The organism is Ruegeria sp. A4 (assembly GCF_056543025.1).
The window spans coordinates 263,229-283,522 of sequence record NZ_JBQGAW010000003.1; the positions used below are offsets into that span (position 1 = coordinate 263,229).

At 59.4% G+C, this 20,294-nt stretch carries 20 protein-coding genes; 16 read left to right on the plus strand and 4 right to left on the minus strand.

All coding sequences use genetic code 11. The features are described 5' to 3' along the window. Positions 1-9: 9 nt before the first annotated feature. The 10 genes from ACR0E2_RS12620 (at position 10) to smpB (ending at position 8,228) form a co-directional block, all read left to right on the plus strand. The gene (locus tag ACR0E2_RS12620; RefSeq protein WP_480446639.1) at positions 10-1,377 is read left to right on the plus strand and encodes an MFS transporter; all 1,368 of its coding nucleotides are present in this window, start codon (positions 10-12) and stop codon (positions 1,375-1,377) included. Further along, the gene (mepA, locus tag ACR0E2_RS12625) at positions 1,374-2,237 is read left to right on the plus strand and encodes a penicillin-insensitive murein endopeptidase (protein WP_480446640.1); all 864 of its coding nucleotides are present in this window, start codon (positions 1,374-1,376) and stop codon (positions 2,235-2,237) included. Before ACR0E2_RS12620 ends, mepA begins: the two co-directional genes overlap by 4 nt. Continuing rightward, the gene (locus tag ACR0E2_RS12630) at positions 2,210-3,094 is read left to right on the plus strand and encodes an esterase-like activity of phytase family protein (protein ID WP_480446641.1); all 885 of its coding nucleotides are present in this window, start codon (positions 2,210-2,212) and stop codon (positions 3,092-3,094) included. The genes mepA and ACR0E2_RS12630 overlap by 28 nt, the downstream gene beginning before the upstream one ends. Before the next feature lie 91 nt (positions 3,095-3,185). After that, the gene (locus ACR0E2_RS12635) at positions 3,186-3,833 is read left to right on the plus strand and encodes a queuosine precursor transporter (RefSeq protein WP_171640194.1); all 648 of its coding nucleotides are present in this window, start codon (positions 3,186-3,188) and stop codon (positions 3,831-3,833) included. 263 nt (positions 3,834-4,096) lie between these two features. Next, on the plus strand, positions 4,097-4,516 hold the full coding sequence (gene arfB, locus ACR0E2_RS12640) for an alternative ribosome rescue aminoacyl-tRNA hydrolase ArfB (protein WP_480446642.1): 420 nt from the start codon (positions 4,097-4,099) through the stop codon (positions 4,514-4,516). A 60-nt stretch (positions 4,517-4,576) separates the two neighbouring features. Next, positions 4,577-5,323 carry an SDR family oxidoreductase gene (locus ACR0E2_RS12645; protein WP_171117063.1) on the plus strand — a complete coding sequence of 249 codons (747 nt, stop codon included), beginning with the start codon at positions 4,577-4,579 and terminating at the stop codon, positions 5,321-5,323. An 82-nt stretch (positions 5,324-5,405) separates the two neighbouring features. Then, a complete protein-coding gene (locus ACR0E2_RS12650; protein WP_480446643.1) occupies positions 5,406-6,422 on the plus strand; it encodes a P1 family peptidase in 1,017 nt (338 codons plus the stop codon). A gap of 113 nt (positions 6,423-6,535) precedes the next feature. Then, positions 6,536-6,949, plus strand: a complete 414-nt coding sequence (locus ACR0E2_RS12655) for a c-type cytochrome (RefSeq protein ID WP_171172089.1) — start codon at positions 6,536-6,538, stop codon at positions 6,947-6,949. 201 nt (positions 6,950-7,150) lie between these two features. Next, entirely contained in the window at positions 7,151-7,693 is a 543-nt protein-coding gene (gene idi, locus ACR0E2_RS12660) for an isopentenyl-diphosphate Delta-isomerase (RefSeq protein ID WP_171172087.1), read from the plus strand. Positions 7,694-7,751: 58 nt separating this feature from the next. Then, the gene (gene smpB / locus ACR0E2_RS12665; protein WP_224858171.1) at positions 7,752-8,228 is read left to right on the plus strand and encodes an SsrA-binding protein SmpB; all 477 of its coding nucleotides are present in this window, start codon (positions 7,752-7,754) and stop codon (positions 8,226-8,228) included. Here smpB and glpK read toward each other — a convergent pair. From glpK to panB, 3 genes are all read right to left on the minus strand, one after another. Continuing rightward, complete coding sequence (gene glpK, locus ACR0E2_RS12670) at positions 8,225-9,703, minus strand: glycerol kinase GlpK (protein WP_480446644.1); 1,479 nt, start codon at positions 9,701-9,703, stop codon at positions 8,225-8,227. The two genes, smpB and glpK, sit on opposite strands and share 4 nt — an antisense overlap. Before the next feature lie 69 nt (positions 9,704-9,772). Further along, the gene (gene panC / locus ACR0E2_RS12675) at positions 9,773-10,624 is read right to left on the minus strand and encodes a pantoate--beta-alanine ligase (protein WP_480446645.1); all 852 of its coding nucleotides are present in this window, start codon (positions 10,622-10,624) and stop codon (positions 9,773-9,775) included. Beyond that, the gene (gene panB, locus ACR0E2_RS12680) at positions 10,621-11,460 is read right to left on the minus strand and encodes a 3-methyl-2-oxobutanoate hydroxymethyltransferase (protein ID WP_480446646.1); all 840 of its coding nucleotides are present in this window, start codon (positions 11,458-11,460) and stop codon (positions 10,621-10,623) included. Before panB ends, panC begins: the two co-directional genes overlap by 4 nt. Before the next feature lie 169 nt (positions 11,461-11,629). Here panB and ACR0E2_RS12685 point away from each other — a divergent pair, with 169 nt between their 5' ends. From ACR0E2_RS12685 to ACR0E2_RS12710, 6 genes are all read left to right on the plus strand, one after another. Further along, a complete protein-coding gene (locus ACR0E2_RS12685; RefSeq protein ID WP_480446647.1) occupies positions 11,630-13,117 on the plus strand; it encodes an ABC transporter substrate-binding protein in 1,488 nt (495 codons plus the stop codon). A 161-nt stretch (positions 13,118-13,278) separates the two neighbouring features. Next, positions 13,279-14,250 carry a ligand-gated ion channel gene (locus ACR0E2_RS12690; RefSeq protein WP_480446648.1) on the plus strand — a complete coding sequence of 324 codons (972 nt, stop codon included), beginning with the start codon at positions 13,279-13,281 and terminating at the stop codon, positions 14,248-14,250. A 40-nt stretch (positions 14,251-14,290) separates the two neighbouring features. After that, entirely contained in the window at positions 14,291-15,238 is a 948-nt protein-coding gene (locus ACR0E2_RS12695; RefSeq protein WP_480446649.1) for an ABC transporter permease, read from the plus strand. Next, on the plus strand, positions 15,235-16,050 hold the full coding sequence (locus ACR0E2_RS12700; RefSeq protein WP_480446650.1) for an ABC transporter permease: 816 nt from the start codon (positions 15,235-15,237) through the stop codon (positions 16,048-16,050). The genes ACR0E2_RS12695 and ACR0E2_RS12700 overlap by 4 nt, the downstream gene beginning before the upstream one ends. Next, positions 16,047-17,645 (plus strand): ABC transporter ATP-binding protein, encoded by a 1,599-nt coding sequence (locus ACR0E2_RS12705; RefSeq protein ID WP_480446651.1) that lies wholly within the window; start codon positions 16,047-16,049, stop codon positions 17,643-17,645. The genes ACR0E2_RS12700 and ACR0E2_RS12705 overlap by 4 nt, the downstream gene beginning before the upstream one ends. 33 nt (positions 17,646-17,678) lie before the next feature. After that, positions 17,679-19,130: an aldehyde dehydrogenase family protein gene (locus ACR0E2_RS12710; protein ID WP_480446652.1), complete on the plus strand. Its 1,452-nt coding sequence runs from the start codon at positions 17,679-17,681 to the stop codon at positions 19,128-19,130. Positions 19,131-19,144: 14 nt separating this feature from the next. Here the strand turns inward: ACR0E2_RS12710 and ACR0E2_RS12715 are convergent, their stop codons facing one another. Beyond that, a complete protein-coding gene (locus ACR0E2_RS12715; protein ID WP_480446653.1) occupies positions 19,145-20,284 on the minus strand; it encodes a hypothetical protein in 1,140 nt (379 codons plus the stop codon). Between the last annotated feature and the right edge of the window lie 10 nt (positions 20,285-20,294).

The following is a 20,294-nucleotide window of genomic DNA, read 5'->3' on the forward strand; positions in this document are numbered from 1 at the left end:
GGGGCAGAGATGGCAGAAATATCCAAGCGCAGGCGCATCTGGGGCTGGTGGTTCTTTGACTGGGCCAGCCAGCCCTATCACACCCTTCTGGTCACCTTTGTCTTTGGCCCTTACTTCGCAGGCGTCGCCGCCGGGTATTTCACCGCTGAAGGGCTGGATGCGCAGGCGGCCGCGGCGCGCGCGCAGACCGTTTGGGCCAACTGTCTGACGATCACCGGGTTGATCATCGCTTTTGGCGCGCCGCTGCTGGGGGCGATGGCGGATGTTTCGGGGCGGCGTATCCCGTGGATATTTGCCTTTTCGGTCATGTATGCGGTCGGGTCTGCGGCGCTTTGGTATACGATGCCCGATGGCTCGAACATGTGGTTGATGCTGTCGGCTTTCGGTTTCGGCTTCGTAGGTGCAGAATATGCGCTGATCTTCATCAACTCGCAGCTACCCGATTTGGGCGATGACAGCGAAGTGGGCGAGATCTCGGGCTCGGGCTTTGCCTTTGGCTATTTTGGAGGGCTGATTTCGCTGGCGATCATGCTGGCGCTGTTTGTGGAACAGCCAAACGGCAAAACCCTGATCGGGATGACGCCCGCCTTTGGTCTGTATGCCGCCACCCGGGAAGGCACGCGTTTTGTCGGCCCCTTTACCGCAATGTGGTTCATTTTGTTCATGGTGCCGTACTTCCTGTGGGTCCGCGACGATGCGGCGACGGACAGGAAGGGAAGCGTGGGTGAGGCGCTGCGCCTGCTGTCGAAATCAGTGTCTAACTTGCGCTATCGCGTCAGTTTGGCCAGTTACCTCGGTTCGTCCATGTTCTATCGCGACGCACTTAACGGGCTGTACAGTTTTGGTGGTGTCTATGCGCGGCTGGTGTTGGAATGGGATCTGATCAAGATCGGAGTATTCGGGATCGTCAGCGTTCTCGCTTCGGCCGTTTTTGCGTGGATCGGAGGGAAGGCAGACAAGAAATACGGCCCGAAACCAGTGATATTGGTGGCGATCTGGGTATTGATTTTTGTCTGCGTCACAGTGGTGTCGATGGACCGGACGCAGATCTACGGCATCGGCCTGCCTGACGGATCCAACCTGCCTGACCTGGTCTTCTTTGGCTGTGGTGTGCTGATCGGTGGCATGGGAGGCATTCTGCAATCGGCCAGCCGTTCGATGATGGTGCGCCACACCGACCCCGAAACCCCGGTCGAAAGCTTTGGTCTTTATGGTCTGTCGGGGCGCGCGACCGCTTTTGCGGCCCCGTTGTTGATCGGGATTGCAACAACCGCAACCGGCAGTGCGCGTCTGGGGGTGTCACCAATCATTCTGTTGTTTATTCTGGGTCTATTCCTGATGCGCTGGGTCAGACCTGAAGGGGATCAGAGCAGATGATTTTACTACGTTTTTTGGCACTATTGGTAATAACCGCGCTGGCGAATACGGCATCGGCGCAGCCCTTGGCAAAGCAGTTGTTCGGGGCACAGAAGGTAAGCTCGCAACAAAAAGCAGCGGCGTTCGGCAGTTATTCGCGCGGATGTGCGGCCGGATCGGTTCAATTGCCCGAGACCGGGCCCACGTGGCAGGCAATGCGACTGTCGCGCAATCGCAACTGGGGGCATCCCGAAGCGATCGATTTCGTGCAGGACCTCAGCCGGTTCGCGGCGAAACAGCCGGGTTGGAACGGTCTCTATGTCGGGGATATCAGCCAGCCGCGGGGCGGGCCAATGACTTCGGGCCACCGCTCGCACCAGCTGGGGCTGGATATCGATATCTGGATGCTTCCGGGTGACAACATGCGCCTGTCGCGCAAGGCGCGCGAGAATATTTCGTCCATATCGCTGCGCCGCTCGAACGGTGCCTATGTCAACAGCAACTGGACCAAACAGCACCACGCGGTACTGCGCGAAGCCGCCAAGGACAAGCGCGTGGCACGTATCTTCGTGTTCCCCGGGGCTAAGGTTCAGATGTGCAACGATGAAAAAGGCAACCGGGCCTACCTGCGCAAGATCAGGCCCTGGTGGGGGCATCACTACCACTTTCACGTGCGCCTGAAATGCCCAAGAGGATCAAAGGGATGCGTCAACCAGGATGCACCACCCAAGGGCGATGGCTGTGCCGAGGCGCAACAATGGGTGCGTAACATCCTGAACCCGCCGCCGCCCGACCCGAACGCGCCGGCGCCCAAGAAACGCCGGGAATATGTGCTGGCCGATTTGCCGAAACAATGCGCCTCAGTCTTGCAATCCAAGTAGGTGCGGCACTGTTTCTGGCCACGGCAGCCCCTGGAGTGGATGTAAAAACCGCCACACATCAAAGCAGTTTTGCATGGCGTCACAAGGCGGATTGGTTCGGTGGATTCTCGGCGCTGCACATTTCGGACAATGGGCAGCAGATGATGGCGCTGAGCGACCGGGCACGGTTGGTGACGGCGCGCATTGACCGTCTTGATGGCGAGATCACCGGCATTCGCATTCTGGGGCAATGGCCGGTTCTGTCCAGCAACGGGCATCGCATGTCCGGCGGCGTTGGCGATTCCGAAGGGATTGCGGCGGTTCCTGACGGTGGGTTCTATATCTCATTCGAAGGGGTGCACCGCGTCGCCCATTACCCCGCTCTGGGCACGAAGGCGCGTGTGTTGCCACGCCCGCGGGCATTTCAGCATCTCGCCGACAACGGGTCCTTTGAAGGTCTGGCCATCGACAGGCGCGGGCGGGTGTATACGCTGCCGGAAACGAACCGCACCCCGGACGGAGATATTCCCGTCTACCGCTGGAATGGCCAAACCTGGTCGACCCCATTTGTTCTGCCCCAGCGTGGTTGGTTCAAGCCGGTTGCCGCTGATTTCGGTCCTGATGGGCGGTTCTACGTGTTGGAGCGAAGCCTCTCGGCAATCGGCTTTCGCTCGCGCCTGCGGCGATGGGATCTGACAGGCGACGTGCCAAACGCCGAGGAAACCCTGTTCGAAACCGGAACCGGCGCGCATGACAACCTCGAAGGTTTGACGATCTGGCGGGATGGTCAGGGACGTTTGCGGGCCACGATGATCTCGGACGACAACTTTCTGGCGCTGCAACGGACCGAATTGGTCGAGTATCTGCTGCCCGATTGACACGCGGCAGATGAAGGTCTAAACGCACAGCTTGCCTTGGGACGGTCCCTTGGCCAAGTCGCCGCTACCTTGTCAAAACGGGCATCAAAAAATGCAACGCAACTATATTCCCGGCATTCTTGCCATGGCCGCCATCGTCGTGGCCTCGAACATCCTGGTCCAGTTCCTGATCTTTGATGGCCTGTTGACCTGGGGTGCCTTCACCTATCCGCTGGCCTTTCTGGTCACTGACATCATGAACCGCGTCTACGGTGTGGGCCCGGCCCGCAAGGTTGTCTTCGCGGGCTTCGTCACCGGGGTGATCTGCTCGCTGATCGGCAGCCAGATCATGCTTCAGGGCGACGGGTTCACCTATGCCGCCGTGCCGCTGCGCATCGCCGTCGCCTCGGGCACCGCGTTCCTGATCGCACAGCTGACCGACGTCACAGTGTTCAACGCCATGCGCGGCGGTCAATGGTGGCGTGCGCCGCTGGTCTCGACCCTGGTAGGTTCAGCGCTGGATACCGCGATCTTCTTCACCATCGCCTTCTCGGCCTCGGTCACCTTCTTTGGTGCCGATGCGGATGCGGCCATCAATTGGGCGTGGGAGCCCGTGCCCTTCATGCTGTCGGGCCCCGAGGCGCCGCTGTGGGTGACGCTGGCCTTTGCCGACTGGTTGGTGAAACTGTCGCTGGCCCTGATCGCGCTGATCCCGTTCAAGGTGATCGTTGCGCGACTGACCGCTGCACAGCCTGCGTAAAAAAGTGCTTTGAGAATGGCGCATCTTGTGTCACGCTACTTTTCAACCGCAACAGATAGAAAAGGAGGTGATCCAGTGTCGAGAAAGAGATTGGAGAGAGGTGTCGGAACAACCGGGGGGAAAGCCTGCTAGGGCAGCCCTTGGCCGAGCGTACGCTCCGGCTGGTCGATTGATCTAACCGACCCGACCTCCTAAACTTTCGAAGGGCCGTCCCACCGGGGCGGCCCTTTCTGTTTTTAACCGCTCCAGCTATGGTCTCACCCATGTTGCACATCTCTGACGAAATCACTCTGCAAGACTGGGAAATGACCGAGAGCTTCATGCGTTCCTCCGGGCCTGGCGGGCAGAATGTGAACAAGGTCTCGACCGCCGTTGAACTGCGCTTCGAAGCCGCGCGCTCACCCTCGCTGCCCGATCCGGTCAAGGCGCGGCTGAAACGGCTGGCCGGGCGCCGATGGACCAAGGATGGCGCGATCATCATTCAGTGCGAAGAAACACGTTCCCAAGCCCGCAACAGGGAAATTGCGCGAACAAGGCTGGCCGAGCTGATCGGCAAGGCGCTGGTCAAACCCAAGCGGCGCATCGCGACGAAACCCACCTATGGTTCGGTCAAACGCAGGCTTGCGGCGAAAAAGGCGCGGGGCGACGTCAAGGCGCTGCGCGGCAAGGTGTCCGAAGATTGATCTGGCATCTCGTCCGGGCGTTGATAGTCTGGCCTGCAAAAGGTGCAGGAGAGTAACACCATGAGGCTGGAGGGAAAAACCGCAATCGTCACTGGCGGTGCATCCGGGTTTGGTGCTGGGATCGTAAGGAAGTTCCTGGCCGAAGGCGCGCGTGTCATGATCGCTGACATCAATGGCGATGCTGCGCATGAACTCGCAACCCGGCTTGGGTCCGAGGCGGTTGCCCAGCAGGTCGATGTAGGCGAGGGCGCTTCGGTTCAAAAGATGGCGGATGCGGCTTTCTCAACCTTCGGCCATCTGGACATCCTTGTGAACAACGCCGGTGTGACCCACCTGCCAACGCCGCTGGAGGAGGTCAGCGAAGCGGATTTCGACCGTGTTTTCAACGTGAACATGAAATCCGTCTATCTGACCGCCCGCGCATTGGTTCCACCCATGAAGGCGCGCGGGGCGGGTTCAATACTGAATGTTGCTTCAACCGCGGGCCTGTCACCGCGCCCTAACCTGAACTGGTACAACGCTTCCAAGGGCTGGATGATCACCGCAACCAAAACGATGGCGGTCGAGCTCGCCCCGTCCGGCGTGCGGGTGAACGCGATCTGCCCGGTCGCCGGGGAAACGCCGCTATTGAAATCCTTCATGGGCGAGGATACGCCCGAAATCCGTGCCAAATTCCTGTCGACCATCCCGTTGGGCCGCTTTTCAACCCCCGAAGATATGGCCAATGCCGCCTGTTTCCTGTGTTCGGACGAGGCCAGCATGATCACCGGCGCCGCGCTCGAGGTGGACGGAGGCCGATGCATCTGATCCGCTCTTCATCTGGCCAAAAATATCCCCGCCGGAGGCAGCGCGCGCCAGCGCGCTTTCCCGCTCGACCACCGAGGCTTGCATGATCCCCGGACCCAGAAACCTGATCACGGATGTCCCCGGCCTGAAGGTCGGCAACGCACAGAACGCAACTTTGAAATCAGGCGTCACCGTCCTGACCGGCGCGCAACCACTCCGCGCCTCGGTGCACGTGATGGGTGGCGCACCCGGCACACGCGAGACAGATTTGCTGGCCGCCGACAAGACCGTTGACCAGGTGGATGCGATCGTGCTTTCGGGCGGGTCGGCCTTCGGGCTGGATGCCTGTTCGGGCGTCATGGATGCGCTGCATGCCCTGGGCCGCGGGTTCAAGGTGGGTTCCGCCGTGGTGCCGATCGTGCCCGGGGCAATCCTGTTCGACCTGCTGAATGGCGGCGACAAGGCGTGGCACGAGAATCCCTATCGCGCCTTGGGCCGCGCGGCGTTCGAATCCGCGTCGGACCGATTCGAACTCGGAACTGCAGGTGCAGGAACCGGGGCTTTGACCGCGATGCACAAAGGCGGGTTGGGTTCGGCCTCGGTTGTTTTGGACAGTGGTGTTACCGTTGGCGCATTGGTTGCGGTCAATCCGCTGGGCAGTGTCACCACGCCGGGTGACAGGCATTTCTGGGCAGCCCCCTTTGAAGTGGGCGGCGAATTCGGCGGGTTGGGGCCTGATTCCAATGCCGGACTTGGCCAACCAACGGTCAGTCGCAAGGCGCAGGTGATGCAGTCCGCGAACCCGGACAAGGCCAATACCACGATTGCCATCGTTGCGACGGATGTGGCCCTGACCAAACCGCAATGTCAGAGACTGGCCGTTGCCGCCCATGACGGTATTGCCCGCGCCATTGTACCCGCCCACACGCCGGGGGATGGTGATCTGGTATTCGGGGTCAGCACGGGCGCGCGGAGTGTCGCCACCGACACCGAACCAGGTGTCATCGGGCATGCGGCCTCGCTGTGCCTGGCGCGAGCTATTGCGCGCGCCGTGTATCTGGCGACTCCGGCCGCGGGCGATCTGTTGCCTTGCTGGTCCGAGGTACATGACAAAAGTTAAGGACATCCTATTTGTCGCAGTGGCACATTAAGCGCGCGCGGCAATCTGCGCGTTGACTCTTTTTTGCGCCGACGGTCCATTCGGTGCAGCCAATTTCTATCGGAGCAAAAGCTATGAATCGCATCCTCGCTACCGCAATCGTCGGCCTTCTGGCCCTTCCTGCTTATGCTGAAGGTGACGCTGAGGCGGGCAAGAAAACCTTCAACAAATGCAAGTCCTGCCACATGATCGCCGACCCGGCAGGCGAAGTGATCGTCAAAGGTGGCAAGACCGGCCCCAACCTCTATGGAATCGCGGGCCGCACCGCTGGTACCGTTGAGGGTTTCAAATACGGAGACAGCATCGTTGCCGCCGGTGAGAAGGGTCTGGTCTGGGACGAAACTACTTTTGTCGAGTATGCTCAGGACCCCAAGGCATTTTTGAAAACCTATCTGGATGACACATCCGCCAAATCGAAAATGACCTTCAAGCTGAAAAAGGGCGCCGAAGACGTCTATGCCTACATCGCAAGCGTGTCGGGTGAATAACATCTGATATTGTGCACCACTGCACAAGGACCAAAGGCCGCAGCCCCTGCGGCCTTTGGTGCGATTGATAACAATGTGGAACAGCCGCACTTTGAAGTCAGACGGCGGATTGCCAAGCAACGCCGCAAAGCCAAGCCGATCCGGCAACAGCAATAATCAAAATCAGGGCTCGTCAGGCGGATTGGCAGCAGGAGAGGACAGATGGGTATCATGATCCCAGCTTGGGTCGATGGTGAGTTGACCCCTGTAGACAAGCTTGAAGTTCACGAGAAGGGGCTCAAGCACAAGGCTGTGTCGGTTTTTGTCGTACGGGGGACCGAGATCCTGTTACAGCGTCGCGCATTGGGCAAGTACCACACGCCCGGCCTTTGGGCGAACACCTGCTGCACGCATCCCGATTGGGACGAAAGCTCGTCCACCTGTGCCGTGCGCCGCCTGCGTGAAGAGCTTGGGATCACAGGTCTGTATCCCGAATACCGACACCGGCTGGAATATCACGCCGATGTCGGCAACAGCATGGTGGAAAACGAGGTTGTCGACGTCTTTCTGGCCCATGTCCGCGGCCCGCTGAAAATCGCGCCCAACCCGGATGAAGTCATGGATATCCGTTGGATCGACTATCACGATCTGTTGGCCGAGGTGAAACGCCACCCGGACCGGTTTACGCCCTGGTTGAAGATATATCTTCACAACCACGCGGACACGATTTTTGGCCCGGATCTGATCATTTCTGCCAAATCATGACCTCGGCTGGAAATCCGTGCCTTGCAAGGGCGGCGCAAGCCGCCTAAATCAACGCGTCATGGCCAAGCAGAAGACAGACCCGAATTACAAAGTGATCGCCGAAAACCGGCGCGCCCGCTTCGATTATGCCATCGAGGACGACATCGAATGCGGTATCGTTCTGCAAGGATCCGAGGTCAAATCCCTGCGCGCGGGTGGCTCCAACATCGCGGAAAGCTATGCCACCGTCGATGATGGCGAGCTGTGGCTGGTCAACAGCTATATCGCGCCATACGAGCAGGCCAAAGTGTTCAAGCACGAAGAACGCCGCCGTCGCAAGCTGCTGGTGTCCCGCAAACAGATGTCCGATTTGTGGAATGCAACCCAGCGCAAGGGCATGACGCTGGTGCCGCTGGTTTTGTATTTCAACCACAAGGGGTTGGCCAAGATCAAGATCGGCATCGCCAAGGGTAAGAAAACCCATGACAAGCGCGAAACCCAGGCCAAGCGCGATTGGTCACGGCAGAAACAGCGTTTGTTGAAAGACCACGGTTAGAACGCCATCGCAGCCTGTACCGCGCGTTGCCAACGCTCATAAGCCGCATCGCGTTCGACTTGTTCCTGCGTTGGCTCGAACCGGCGGTCCAGCGCCCATGTTTCCGCAAACCCGGCCTGATCGGGATAAATTCCGGCTTTCATGCCTGCCAGCCATGCGGCGCCAAGGGCTGTCGTCTCTTGCATGACAGGGCGGTCCACAGGCGCGCCCAGACAGTTCGACAGGCCTTGCATGGTCCAGTCAGACGCGGCCATCCCGCCATCGACGCGCAGGATGACATCGGCATCGGCGCCCCAGTCGCCCTGCATGGCATGCCACAGGTCGCGGGTCTGGAAGGCGATGCTTTCCAGCGTGGCGCGGGCAATCTCGGCCCGGCCGGAATTGCGCGTCAGCCCGAACAGTGCTCCGCGACAGTCAGGTTTCCAATAAGGCGCCCCGAGGCCGGTGAAGGCGGGCACAAGCACCACATGCTGGTTCGGATCGGCCTGAGCCGCCAGTTCGCCGCTTTGTGGTGCCGCGTCGATGATCTGCAACGCGTCGCGCAACCATTGCACTGCGGCCCCCGCGATAAAGATCGAACCCTCCAGCGCATAAGTTCGCTGGCCGTCCAGTTGATACGCGATCGTCGTCAGCAGGCGGTTTTTCGACTGAACCGGCTGCGCGCCGGTGTTCAGCAGCGCAAAGCAGCCCGTGCCATAGGTTGATTTCATCATACCGGGCTGGAAACAGGCCTGCCCGATGGTGGCGGCTTGCTGGTCGCCTGCAACGCCCAGAATGGGAATGTCGCCCCCGAGCAAAGTGGTGGTTCCGAAATCCGCAGCGCAATCCTTCACTTCGGGCAAGAGGTTCAAAGGCACATCCAGCAGGTCGCAAATCTCGGCGCTCCACGTGCCCGAGTGAATATCGAACAACAGAGTACGGGCGGCGTTGGTGGCATCGGTTGCGTGAACACGGCCTTCGGTCAGCCGCCAGATCAGGAAACTGTCGATCGTGCCGAACAGCAGCTCTCCGGCTTCTGCGCGCTCGCGTGCACCGGAAACGGTATCCAGCAGCCATTTGACCTTGGTGCCCGAGAAATACGGGTCCAGCAGCAAACCGGTTTGGGCTGTGACGTCATCCTCGCACCCGGCCTGTTTGTAGCGCGCGCAGATATCGGCGGTGCGGCGGTCCTGCCAGACGATGGCATTGTGGATGGCCTTGCCGGTCTGTTTGTCCCAGACAACCGTCGTTTCGCGCTGGTTGGTGATGCCGATACCGGCAATCTGATCCGCTGAAACACCGGTGGTTTCCATCACCTCGCGGCACACGTGCAGAACGCTGGACCAGATATCCTCGGGGTCGTGTTCAACCCAGCCTTCCTGCGGAAAGTGCTGAGGAAACTCCTGCTGGGCGGTGCCAACAGGCCGCATCTGCGCGTCAAACAGAATGGCGCGCGAAGACGTAGTGCCTTGATCGATTGCCAGAATATGGGTCATTTCCGCTCTCCCCCGGTATCGTTTTGCCGGACTTTAGCGCAAACAACGGCGCAGGGGCCAGTGCAGAAATCAGGCCGGATTGACAGGAATATTGTCGATCAGGCGAACACCGTCGGCCCAAGCTGTGACGAACAGACGCGCGGGTTGACTTGCGCTGGACAGGCTTTCCAGCGTCTCGGCACAGCGCAGGTCGACATACTCGACTTCGGTGAACCCGACCTTCAGCAGGGTTTCCTTGGCATCCTGCGCCAGCACGGCAAAGTCCGCGCCCTTGGCCAGATCGTACGCCACCTGCCGCATGACGCCGTTCATTTGCTCTGCGATCTTCAACCCTTGGGGGGAAAGAAGAAGGTTGCGCGACGACATCGCCAGGCCCGAAGGTTCTCGGACAGTCGGGCAGCCGATCACCTCGATTGGGATGTCCAGATCGCGCGCCATCCGGCGGACAACCAGCAGCTGTTGATAGTCTTTTTCCCCGAAATAGGCTCGATCCGCCTGTGTTTGCAGGAACAGTTTGGCGACCACCGTGGCCACGCCTTCGAAGTGTCCGGGGCGGAAAGGTCCTTCCATCACGTCGGTCAGACCGGCAACCGATACCGTCGTCGAAAAACCTTCCGGATAGATTTCCTGCGGGTCCGGCACATAGATCGCATCCACGCCATACGGGGCCAGCTTTTGGGCGTCTTCATGTTCGGTGCGGGGGTAATTTGCCAAGTCTTCGGGATTGTTGAACTGCTTGGGATTCACAAAAATCGTCACGATCACCCGGTCGCAGCCCTGTTTCGCAGCCTGCGCCAGTGACAAATGCCCCTCGTGCAGCGCACCCATGGTCGGAACCACGCCGATCACCTCACCGTTTCGGCGCCATGTGGTGGTGTTGGCATGCAGCTCGGCCAGAGAGCGCAGAATCGGTGCGGTCATGTATTTTGTCCTGTGGCCGGAGCCTGATCGGCAAAGACATGTTCGTCCGCCGGGAAGGTCCGCGCGCGGACTTCGGCCGCGTATTCCGCGATGGCCGCTTCGGCCAACGGACCAAGCTCGGCATAGCGTTTGACGAATTTGGGTTTGAAGGCGGTGAAAAAGCCCACCATGTCGTCCACGACCAAAATCTGCCCGTCACAGCCCGCAGATGCACCGATGCCGATGGTCGGGATTGCAATCTCTTCGGTGATCTGGTTCGCCAGACCTTGGGGCACTTTCTCCAGAACGACCGAGAACGCGCCAGCCTCGGTCACGGCGCGGGCATCCGCCATGACGGCTTCAGCCTGCTCGTCACGGCCCTGCACCTTGTAGCCGCCCAGCGTGTTGATCGACTGCGGCGTCAGTCCGATATGAGCCATCACCGGGATGCCTCGTTTCACCAGAAAGCGGATGGTTTCAGCCATCTCCACACCGCCTTCCAGTTTGACCGCGCCGGCATTTGTGTGCGCCATCAGGCGTGCGGCGTTGCGAAAGGCCTGTGCCGGGCTCTCCTCATAGCTTCCGAAAGGCATGTCGATGACCATCATCGCACTTTCCAGACCGCGTGATACGGCCTGACCATGCAGGATCATCATCTCCATCGTGACCCCCAGCGTGGATTCCAGCCCGTGCAGCACCATGCCGACGCTGTCACCGACCAGCACGAAATCGCAATGGGCGTCCATCAGGCGCGCCATTGGCGTGGTATAGGCGGTCAAAGAGACCAGAGGTTCGCCGCCTTTTCGGGCGCGAATGTCCTCGGCGTTCGGGGCTTTCTTGCGGGCGGTGGCGCTCATGGATCGCTCCTGCAGTATTATGTTGCAGTGCGGCATAGCAGATCGGGAGGGGCCGAAGAAACCCCGGTTGCGCGAACATTCCCTTGATTGACCTGAGGTTTACAGGAAGACTGTCAGTAAAATGGCCCTGAAAACAAGGGCACAACCCATTTCAGTAGGGAGAGTTCACATGACAAAATTCCTGTTCCGGACATTTGCATCGACCCTGGCCGTAGGGGCCAGCCTGCTTGCTACGCAGGTTTTGGCCAAGTCGGACATCACCATTGCGATGCAGCTTGAGCCTCCGCATCTGGACCCGACAAGCGCCGCGGCGCAAGCCATCGACTCGGTGGTTTACACCAATATCTTCGAAGGCATGACACGTTTTATGGGCGACGGCTCGGTTGTGCCCGGATTGGCGGAAAGCTGGGAGATTTCCGAAGACGGGACGGTCTATACCTTTAACCTGCATGACGGGGTGGCCTTCCATGATGGCACCACCATGGACGCCGAGGATGTCAAATTCAGCCTTGACCGCGCAACCGCTGAAGACAGCGCCAATGCGCAGAAGGCCCTGTTTGCCGGTATCGAAACCGTCGAGGTCGTCGACCCGCTGACGGTGAAAGTCACCCTGTCAGAACCGAACGGAAATTTCCTGTTCAACCTGGCCTGGGGGGACGCAGTCATCGTCGCGCCTGAGAGCATTGAAAACATCAAGACCAATCCAGTTGGTACCGGTGCCTATACCTTTGGAAACTGGGTGCAGGGCGACAGTATCACGCTGAACCGAAACCCCGATTACTGGGGCGAACAGCCCGCATTAGAGACTGCTACGTTCAAGTTCATCTCGGACCCGACCGCCGCTTTTGCCGCCATGATGGCAGAGGATGTCGACGTGTTTGACAACTTCCCGGCGCCGGAAAACCTGCCCCAGTTCGAGGCCGACCCGCGCTTTCAGGTCCTTGTGGGGTCGACCGAAGGTGAGACGATCCTGTCCACCAACAACAAGCAGCCTCCGTTTGATGATATCCTTGTTCGTCAGGCATTGGCCCATGCCATTGACCGGCAGGCGATCATCGACGGCGCAATGTTTGGCTATGGCACGCCGATCGGAACCCACTTTGCGCCGCACAATCCGGCTTACGTCGATCTGACCGCGCAATCCGCTTACGACCCCGAAAAAGCCAGACAGTTGCTGGCAGAGGCGGGATTCGAAAATGGGTTCGAGACGACATTGCATTTGCCTCCGCCGTCTTACGCCCGTCGTGGGGGCGAAATCATAGCGGCGCAGCTGGCCGAGGTCGGCATCACGGCCGAGATCATCAATGTGGAATGGGCCCAATGGCTGGAATCCGTGTTCAAGGGCAAGGAATTCGGTCTGACCATCGTCAGCCATACCGAGCCTATGGATATCGGTATTTATGCGCGGCCTGATTATTACTTTCAGTATGACAGCACGGATTTTCAGGCGCTGATGGACACTCTGAACACCACCACCGACCCCGAAGAACGCACCCGTTTGCTGGGTGAGGCGCAGCGCCTGATCGCAAGCGACTATGTCAATGGCTACCTGTTCCAGTTGGCCAAACTGGGCGTTGCGAAAGTCGGCGTTCAGGGCCTTTGGGAGAACGCGCCCACCGCTGCAATCGATCTGACTCAGATCAGCTGGTCCGAGTAATGTTACAGCCCGGGCCGCGCCGGGCGGCCCGGGCCTTCCATTGTGTCAGGGTGTTCTCAAGTATGTTCTTGCTCCGTGCCATTCCCGTCTTGGTTTTAGGTTTTTTCCTGGTGCTCGGTTCCTCTGTCGCGGCCACGGCGCAGAATGTGTTGGGGGGTCGGATGGATGCCCTTCCCGGAACGCCCGAGAACCCGTTGAATGTTGGGATCGGAATTCGCATCGACCAGATCACCGGTGTTGATCAAAAGGCCGAAAACTATGGCGCGGTTGTGGTCTTGCGGGTGGAATGGACCGATCCGGCGCTGGCGTTTGATCCCGAGGAACTGGGGAGGGATATCAGGGTCTTCAACCCGCCCGACCTTGCCAATCATGCGGCAAGTATCGGGTCCGTTCTGCCGGCTTTTGTCATTCACAATCAGCAGTCCAACAAGTGGATCCACGAATCCGCTGCATCCCTGCGTTACGACGGGCGGGTGCTGTATGTCGAAAAATCGTCTCTTACACTCCAGGCGCCTCATTTCGATTTCCGGAAATACCCGTTCGACACGCAGGAGTTTCATTTCGAGGTCGTTTCGGTCTTTCCCTCTGAATACGTCACTTACCATCCGTTGAACGAATTCTCTGGCCTCGGAGATCAGTTGGGCGAAGAAGAATGGATTCTGAACAATGCACGGTTGGAAACATCCAGGGTCCTGGGTCTATCCGGCAAAGAAAGCGATCAGGTCGCGCTTGTTTTTGAGGGCAATCGACACCTGACCTATTACGTCATTCGGGTTTTCCTGCCGATGCTTGTCTTGATATCGGTCGGCTGGGCGCTGTTTTTTCTGGATGAATACCGCCGGAGGATCGAGATTGCGGGCGGCAACCTGCTGGTCTTCGTCGCGTTCAACTGGGCAATATCCGCAGATCTGCCCAAGCTGGGTTATCTGACTTTTCTGGATTTTGTCCTTCAGTGCATGTTCCTGATGACCGGGGCGCTGATCGTGTTCAACGTCGCGCTGCGACGATTGAAAGTGTCCGGCAAGGAGGGGGCGGCGCGCATCCTGGACAACTATGCGATCAAGTGGATCTATCCACTGGGCTATGCCGCGATCGTTGCCTATGCGGTTTCCGCTTTCCTTCTGGTGCCTTAGACGCTGGACCCGTGCCTGATGTGACCCTAACGTGGTGCCAATGCTCCGCTACGTCCTCAAACGACTGATTTCCTTGCTTGTCAGCCTGGCCGTCGCCTCGGTGGTCATCTTCGCCGTAATCGAGGTTGCCCCGGGTGATCCGGCCTCGTTCATGCTGGGCGTCAACGCGCAGGAGGACACGCTGGCGGCGCTGCGGGCCGAGCTGGGCCTGGATGGGTCAAAGATACAGCGCTATTTCCACTGGGTTGGCGGCATGCTGGTGGGCGATTTTGGCACGTCATACACCTATCGCACACCAGTGGCGCAGATGATCGCTGACCGGCTGTGGGTTTCGTTACCCCTGGCGCTTTACGCGCTGACACTGTCCACGTTGATCGCCTTTCCCGCCGGAATCTATGCCGCTGCGCGTCGGGGCAAACCGGGGGACCTTGCAGTGATGGGGGCGACGCAGCTTGGCATCGCAGTCCCGAACTTCTGGTTCGCGATGATGCTTGTGCTGATCTTCGCCATCAATCTGCGCTGGTTCAATGCGGGCGGGTTTGCCGGTTGGAACGATGGTCTGTGGGTCGGCCTGCATTCCCTGACCCTGCCTGCCGTGGCTCTTGCCTTGCCACAGGCGGCGATTCTGGCGCGCGTCATGCGGTCGGCCTTGCTGGACATTCTGGGTGAGGATTTCATGCGTACGGCTCGGGCCAAGGGTCTGTCCCGTCGTCAGGCCCTTTGGCGGCATGGGGTGCGAAATGCGCTGATTCCGGTGCTGACCATCATCGGCTTGCAGTTTTCCTTTCTGCTGGCGGGATCGATCATCATCGAACAGGTGTTCTATCTGCCGGGCCTCGGGCGGCTGGTGTTTCAGGCCATTTCTGCCCGAGACCTCATCGTCGTGGAATCGGTCGTGATGTTGCTGGTCTTTGCCGTGATAACGGTCAATTTCCTTGTCGATCTTGCTTATGCGGCCGTGGACCCACGACTGAGGAGCAGGACATGAACCGGAACCTGATCGTTGGGGCCTTGTTGTCGTCGCTGGTAGTTCTGGCCGCGTTGGTCTCGTTCATCTGGACCCCCTACGACCATGCCGCGCTGGATATTCCCAATAAATTGCAGCCACCAAACGGGCAGCATTGGTTTGGGACCGATCATTTCGGCCGCGACATGTTCTCGATGATCATGGTCGGTGCGCGTACGTCAATTGCGGTGGCGCTGGTGGCCGTCGGCATCGGCATGGCACTTGGCGTTCCTCTTGGCCTGGCAGCGGCCGCGCGCAAAGGTTCATGGCTGGATGAGGTCATCATGCGTGGCAACGATCTGGTCTTCGCTTTCCCTTCGCTGGTGATCGCCATCCTGATCACGGCCGTCTATGGAGCCGGAGCGATCAACGCCATTGTTGCGATCGGTATTTTCAACATCCCCGTCTTTGCCCGTATCACCCGCGGGGCTGCTTTGTCGCTTTGGGAGAGAGAGTTCATCCTCGCCGCCCGTGTGTCGGGCAAAGGGGCCGCGCGGATATCGGCTGAACATATTCTGCCCAACGTGGCCAATCTGCTGATCGTGCAGGGGACCATCCAGTTCAGCCTTGGCATTCTGGCCGAAGCGGGCCTATCATATGTCGGTCTGGGCGCTCAACCTCCAACGCCCAGCTGGGGCCGGATGCTGGCAGACGCGCAGACGATGGTCAGTTTTGCCCCGCATTTGGCTCTGATTCCGGGTCTGTCGATCATCGTCACGGTGCTGGGTCTGAACCTGTTGGGTGACGGAATGCGGGACTGGCTGGATCCCCGGATCAGGGTGGCGCGGGCATGAGTTTGTTGCAGATTGAAAACCTGTCGCTGACGATCCATGGGATACCGATCCTGAAACAGGTCAGCCTTTCCATCGCCCCCGGCCAGATCGTGGCGGTGACGGGTGAAAGCGGCTCGGGCAAATCGATGACCGCATTGGCGGTGATGCAACTGCTGCCGCATGGGGCCAGCACGGAAGGTGCGATCTGGCTGGACGGTCAGGATCTGTTGACACGGTCAGAGCCCGATTTGTGCGCCTTGCGCGGCGCGTCCGTGGGGATGGTGTTTCAGGAACCGATGACAGCGCTCAATCCGGTGAAAACCATCGGTGATCAGGTGATGGAGACGATCCTGATCCACAAGGCGATGCCCCCGACCCAGGCCCGAACACGCGCCAAAGAGGTGCTGACCCGCGTCGGCCTGCCACCTGATCGGTTCCCCCTTTCCCGCTATCCGCACGAACTGTCCGGCGGGCAACGGCAACGCGTGGTCATTGCCATGGCCATCGCTCTGCGCCCCAGGCTGCTGATCGCGGACGAGCCGACGACAGCGCTGGACGTCACGACACAGGCGCAGATTCTCGACCTGCTCCAGGGGTTGGTGCGCGAATACGACATGGGGCTGCTGATGATCACCCATGATCTGGCCGTTGTCTCTGATATGGCCGACCAGATCATCGTCATGCGCCACGGAGAAGTGGTTGAAAGCGGGGCCACACAGCACCTGCTGCGTCACATGCAACACCCTTATACCCGAATGCTGTTCGAGGCGTCTGGCCATCAGGTCACTTTGCCGGAACCCGCGCAACCGCACACGTTGCTGGAGGTAACCCAGGTTGTCCGGGACTACCGATTGCCCCGAAAAGGCCTGTTGGTCGCGCCGCGCCATCACCGGGCGGTGGATGGTGTCAGCTTCTGCCTCAACCGAGGCGAGCGGTTGGGGCTGGTCGGGGAATCCGGATGCGGAAAATCGACCCTGACACGGGCAATTTTGGGCTTGGAGGAGGTTCAGTCCGGTCAAATCCGGCTGGGTGGTCAGCCGGTATTCACCGGTCACAAACCCAACCTTGCCGTGCGTCGGAGGATGCAGGTTGTGTTTCAGGACCCATATGGCAGCTTCAACCCCCGCCACCGCGTCGCGCGCCTGATCACCGAGCCTTTCCACCTGCTGGACACCCCGCCCACCGGATCAGATCGACAGGATCGGATCTCGGAAATACTGACGGCCGTCGGCCTCAGCCCCGACGACGCGGGCAAGTACATCCACGAATTCTCGGGCGGGCAACGGCAACGGATCGCCATTGCGCGCGCCCTGATCATCCGGCCCGATCTGATCCTGTTCGACGAGGCGGTTTCGGCGCTTGACGTTTCGGTCCGTGCTCAGATCCTCGATCTGCTCGCTGAACTGTGTGACGCCTATGACCTGACCTATCTGTTCATCAGCCATGACCTGAGCGTTGTGCGCACGATCACCGACCGTGTGCTTGTGATGCAGTCCGGGCGGATCGTCGAACAGGGTCAGACCAAGCAGGTGTTCGAAAATCCGCAACATCCCTATACGCAAACCCTGATTGCCGCTGCGCCCCGGTTGCCCGGGATAAGGCCACTGATGGCATAAAGTTCCTTGTTAGAGCCTGAATGGAGGCCCAAAATGACCCAGAAGATTTGGTTTGATCCCACCTTGTGCCTGATCGGCGGGCGTTGGAGCCAGGCGGCTGCGGGCGACAGCCTGCCCTTGATCAACCCTTCGGACGGGACCGAGATCTGCCGGATCGCCCGAGGGTCCGAGGCGGATATCGACGCGGCGGTACAAGCCGCCCGGTCTGCGTTTAATGGTGATTGGGGGCGAAAGACGGCGTTGGAACGCGGCCGCATCCTGACCCGGCTGGGCCAACTGGTGCTGGAACGGGTGGACGACCTGGCGCGGCTTGAGGCGATGGATGTCGGCAAACCGCTGACACAGGCCCGGGCAGACGCGGTCGCCCTGGCGCGCTATTGCGAGTTCTATGGCGGCACGGCCGACAAGGTGATGGGTGAGACCATCCCCTATCTCGATGGCTACACCGTCTATACCCTGCGCGAACCGCATGGGGTGACGGGCCATATCGTGCCGTGGAACTATCCGATGCAGATTATCGGGCGTTCGGTCGGGGCGGCGTTGGCCATGGGCAACGCCTGTGTTCTGAAACCGGCGGAAGAGGCCTGTCTGACCGCGCTGGCCTTTGCCCATCTTGCGCAACAGGCCGGTCTGCCAGCCGGAGCATTGAACGTCGTGCCCGGTCTGGGGGCCGAGGCGGGTGCGGCGCTGTCCGGACATTCGGGTGTAAACCACATCTCGTTCACTGGTTCTGTTGCCACAGGGGCCCTTGTGCAGCAGGCGGCGGGTCGCAACGTGGTGCCCGTGACGCTGGAACTGGGCGGGAAATCCCCGCAATTGGTTTTCGACGACGCCGATCTGGATGCGGCGCTGCCGTTTCTGGTGAATGCGGGTATCCAAAATGCGGGCCAGACTTGTTCGGCCTCGTCCCGGATCCTGGTGCAGCGGGGCGTTTATGAGCAGGTCAGATCGCGCATGTCCAAGGCCTATGAAGAACTGACCGTCGGCCCGGCGATGCAGGATCTGCGGGTTGGGCCGTTGATCTCGGACCGGCAGAGACAGATTGTCAGGGGCTTTCTGAAAACCGCCACTGACCTGACGATCGCTGCGCAGGGACAGATTGTCGAAGACGCGCCAGAGACCGGAGCCTATGTCCGGCCCACTTTGTTCGCAGACGTGCCGCCAGATCATCAGTTGGCACAGGACGAAATTTTCGGCCCCGTCCAGGTTCTGATCCCGTTCGACACCGAAGAACAGGCTCTGACCATAGCGAATAGTACAGAGTACGGCCTGGTCGCCAGCGTCTGGACGCGGGATGGCGCGCGGCAGATGCGGTTGGCGAAAGCGCTGCACTCGGGTCAGGTTTTCATCAACAACTACGGTGCAGGCGGTGGTGTTGAACTGCCGTTTGGCGGGGTGGGAAAATCCGGCCATGGCCGCGAAAAAGGGTTCGAAGCTTTGTACGGCTTTTCACAGTTGAAGACAGTTGCCGCGTTTCACGGATAACATTTTAAGGTCTTTCAAGTCAGCATGTTCTCAATCTGGTCACTTTGCCAGGTTTCTGACTTGCGTGTGTCCGAGTGGCTGCCAAAAAAGCTTCCGACTCGCCGTTGTTCCACCAAGTTTGCAGAGCTCGGGAACTTCTGCGCGCCCCAATCAGCTAATACGACGAAGTCAAACCTGACTCGCGCCGCGTAAGCTTGGGTGATGTTTCCATGTAGTAGGTTGTACTTGTCCCAATGCACCGGGCAGCTCAGAAACAGGACCCGGCGCAGTTTCAAGCCAGATTCTGCAGCTTTCATGACGACATTACCCCCATGGCTGTGAGTGACGACATCGCAACCTTCAAGACCTTGGTACCGTACCCATGTCGAAAAATTTTTTGCTGCAATATCACGACCACGATCCGACCAACGCCCCTCCCATTCGAAGAAGTCAGCTCCAGAGAAAATGTCGCTGCGATGTGGCGCAATATACGTGTGAAGGTCTCCGGTTCCGGGATAATACCAATCTGGATCTGAGTTGATGTCAAAATGAGTACCGTGGACAAGTGTGAGTCCAATATCGTCCCTGATGCCCGGCTCAGGCGGCTGCGGAAACCTCATCGGCAGCGCGGACGGCTCTGATCCGAGGCTTAGAAAGAGAGTTGAGTAAACTTCGCGTGTCAAATCTGACAGGTTGTCGAACCTCTGTGCAAACCACTCGAACCGAGTCAACGGGGTCAACGAAGGCAGCTGAAATAATTTCATACCTGAACTGAGTGCCGCCACTCTGACAATGTCGCTTGGGGCAGAAAGACCATATTTGACTGCAGTCAGAACGTCTGGAACTGTACCTGACTCTTCGGCGCGCTCGATAAACTCCGCTAGCTGATCGTAGTAGCTGATTGGCGCGGAAACGGCTTGTTCATTGGCGGAATCCTCGTCTGGACCAGGTACAGAAGGCAGGGGCACTCGTCCGTCCAATTGTTGAAAGGTTGCAACATCTCTGAAGCCAAGTTCAGCAGTGTCCTCTTCTGGCAAAGTATATTCGAAGGCATCCTTCGGGGTAGTCAGTGCTGACGCTCGGCTGATCAAGTACGCAGCAACTGTATGCAGCCCAAGTTCGTCACGCTCGATCAATGCAGTTTCAAGTGAAACGGGATTCTCAATGCCTGCCATCTTCGTACTC

Bases quoted from the DNA above. Each gene is read 5' to 3' on its own strand.
- ACR0E2_RS12620 (WP_480446639.1), top strand. From the start codon at position 10: ATGGCAGAAATATCCAAGCGCAGGCGCATCTGGGGCTGGTGGTTCTTT.
- mepA (WP_480446640.1), top strand. From the start codon at position 1,374: ATGATTTTACTACGTTTTTTGGCACTATTGGTAATAACCGCGCTGGCG.
- ACR0E2_RS12630 (WP_480446641.1), top strand. From the start codon at position 2,210: ATGCGCCTCAGTCTTGCAATCCAAGTAGGTGCGGCACTGTTTCTGGCC.
- ACR0E2_RS12635 (WP_171640194.1), top strand. From the start codon at position 3,186: ATGCAACGCAACTATATTCCCGGCATTCTTGCCATGGCCGCCATCGTC.
- arfB (WP_480446642.1), top strand. From the start codon at position 4,097: ATGTTGCACATCTCTGACGAAATCACTCTGCAAGACTGGGAAATGACC.
- ACR0E2_RS12645 (WP_171117063.1), top strand. From the start codon at position 4,577: ATGAGGCTGGAGGGAAAAACCGCAATCGTCACTGGCGGTGCATCCGGG.
- ACR0E2_RS12650 (WP_480446643.1), top strand. From the start codon at position 5,406: ATGATCCCCGGACCCAGAAACCTGATCACGGATGTCCCCGGCCTGAAG.
- ACR0E2_RS12655 (WP_171172089.1), top strand. From the start codon at position 6,536: ATGAATCGCATCCTCGCTACCGCAATCGTCGGCCTTCTGGCCCTTCCT.
- idi (WP_171172087.1), top strand. From the start codon at position 7,151: ATGGGTATCATGATCCCAGCTTGGGTCGATGGTGAGTTGACCCCTGTA.
- smpB (WP_224858171.1), top strand. From the start codon at position 7,752: ATGGCCAAGCAGAAGACAGACCCGAATTACAAAGTGATCGCCGAAAAC.
- glpK (WP_480446644.1), bottom strand. From the start codon at position 9,703: ATGACCCATATTCTGGCAATCGATCAAGGCACTACGTCTTCGCGCGCC.
- panC (WP_480446645.1), bottom strand. From the start codon at position 10,624: ATGACCGCACCGATTCTGCGCTCTCTGGCCGAGCTGCATGCCAACACC.
- panB (WP_480446646.1), bottom strand. From the start codon at position 11,460: ATGAGCGCCACCGCCCGCAAGAAAGCCCCGAACGCCGAGGACATTCGC.
- ACR0E2_RS12685 (WP_480446647.1), top strand. From the start codon at position 11,630: ATGACAAAATTCCTGTTCCGGACATTTGCATCGACCCTGGCCGTAGGG.
- ACR0E2_RS12690 (WP_480446648.1), top strand. From the start codon at position 13,279: ATGGATGCCCTTCCCGGAACGCCCGAGAACCCGTTGAATGTTGGGATC.
- ACR0E2_RS12695 (WP_480446649.1), top strand. From the start codon at position 14,291: ATGCTCCGCTACGTCCTCAAACGACTGATTTCCTTGCTTGTCAGCCTG.
- ACR0E2_RS12700 (WP_480446650.1), top strand. From the start codon at position 15,235: ATGAACCGGAACCTGATCGTTGGGGCCTTGTTGTCGTCGCTGGTAGTT.
- ACR0E2_RS12705 (WP_480446651.1), top strand. From the start codon at position 16,047: ATGAGTTTGTTGCAGATTGAAAACCTGTCGCTGACGATCCATGGGATA.
- ACR0E2_RS12710 (WP_480446652.1), top strand. From the start codon at position 17,679: ATGACCCAGAAGATTTGGTTTGATCCCACCTTGTGCCTGATCGGCGGG.
- ACR0E2_RS12715 (WP_480446653.1), bottom strand. From the start codon at position 20,284: ATGGCAGGCATTGAGAATCCCGTTTCACTTGAAACTGCATTGATCGAG.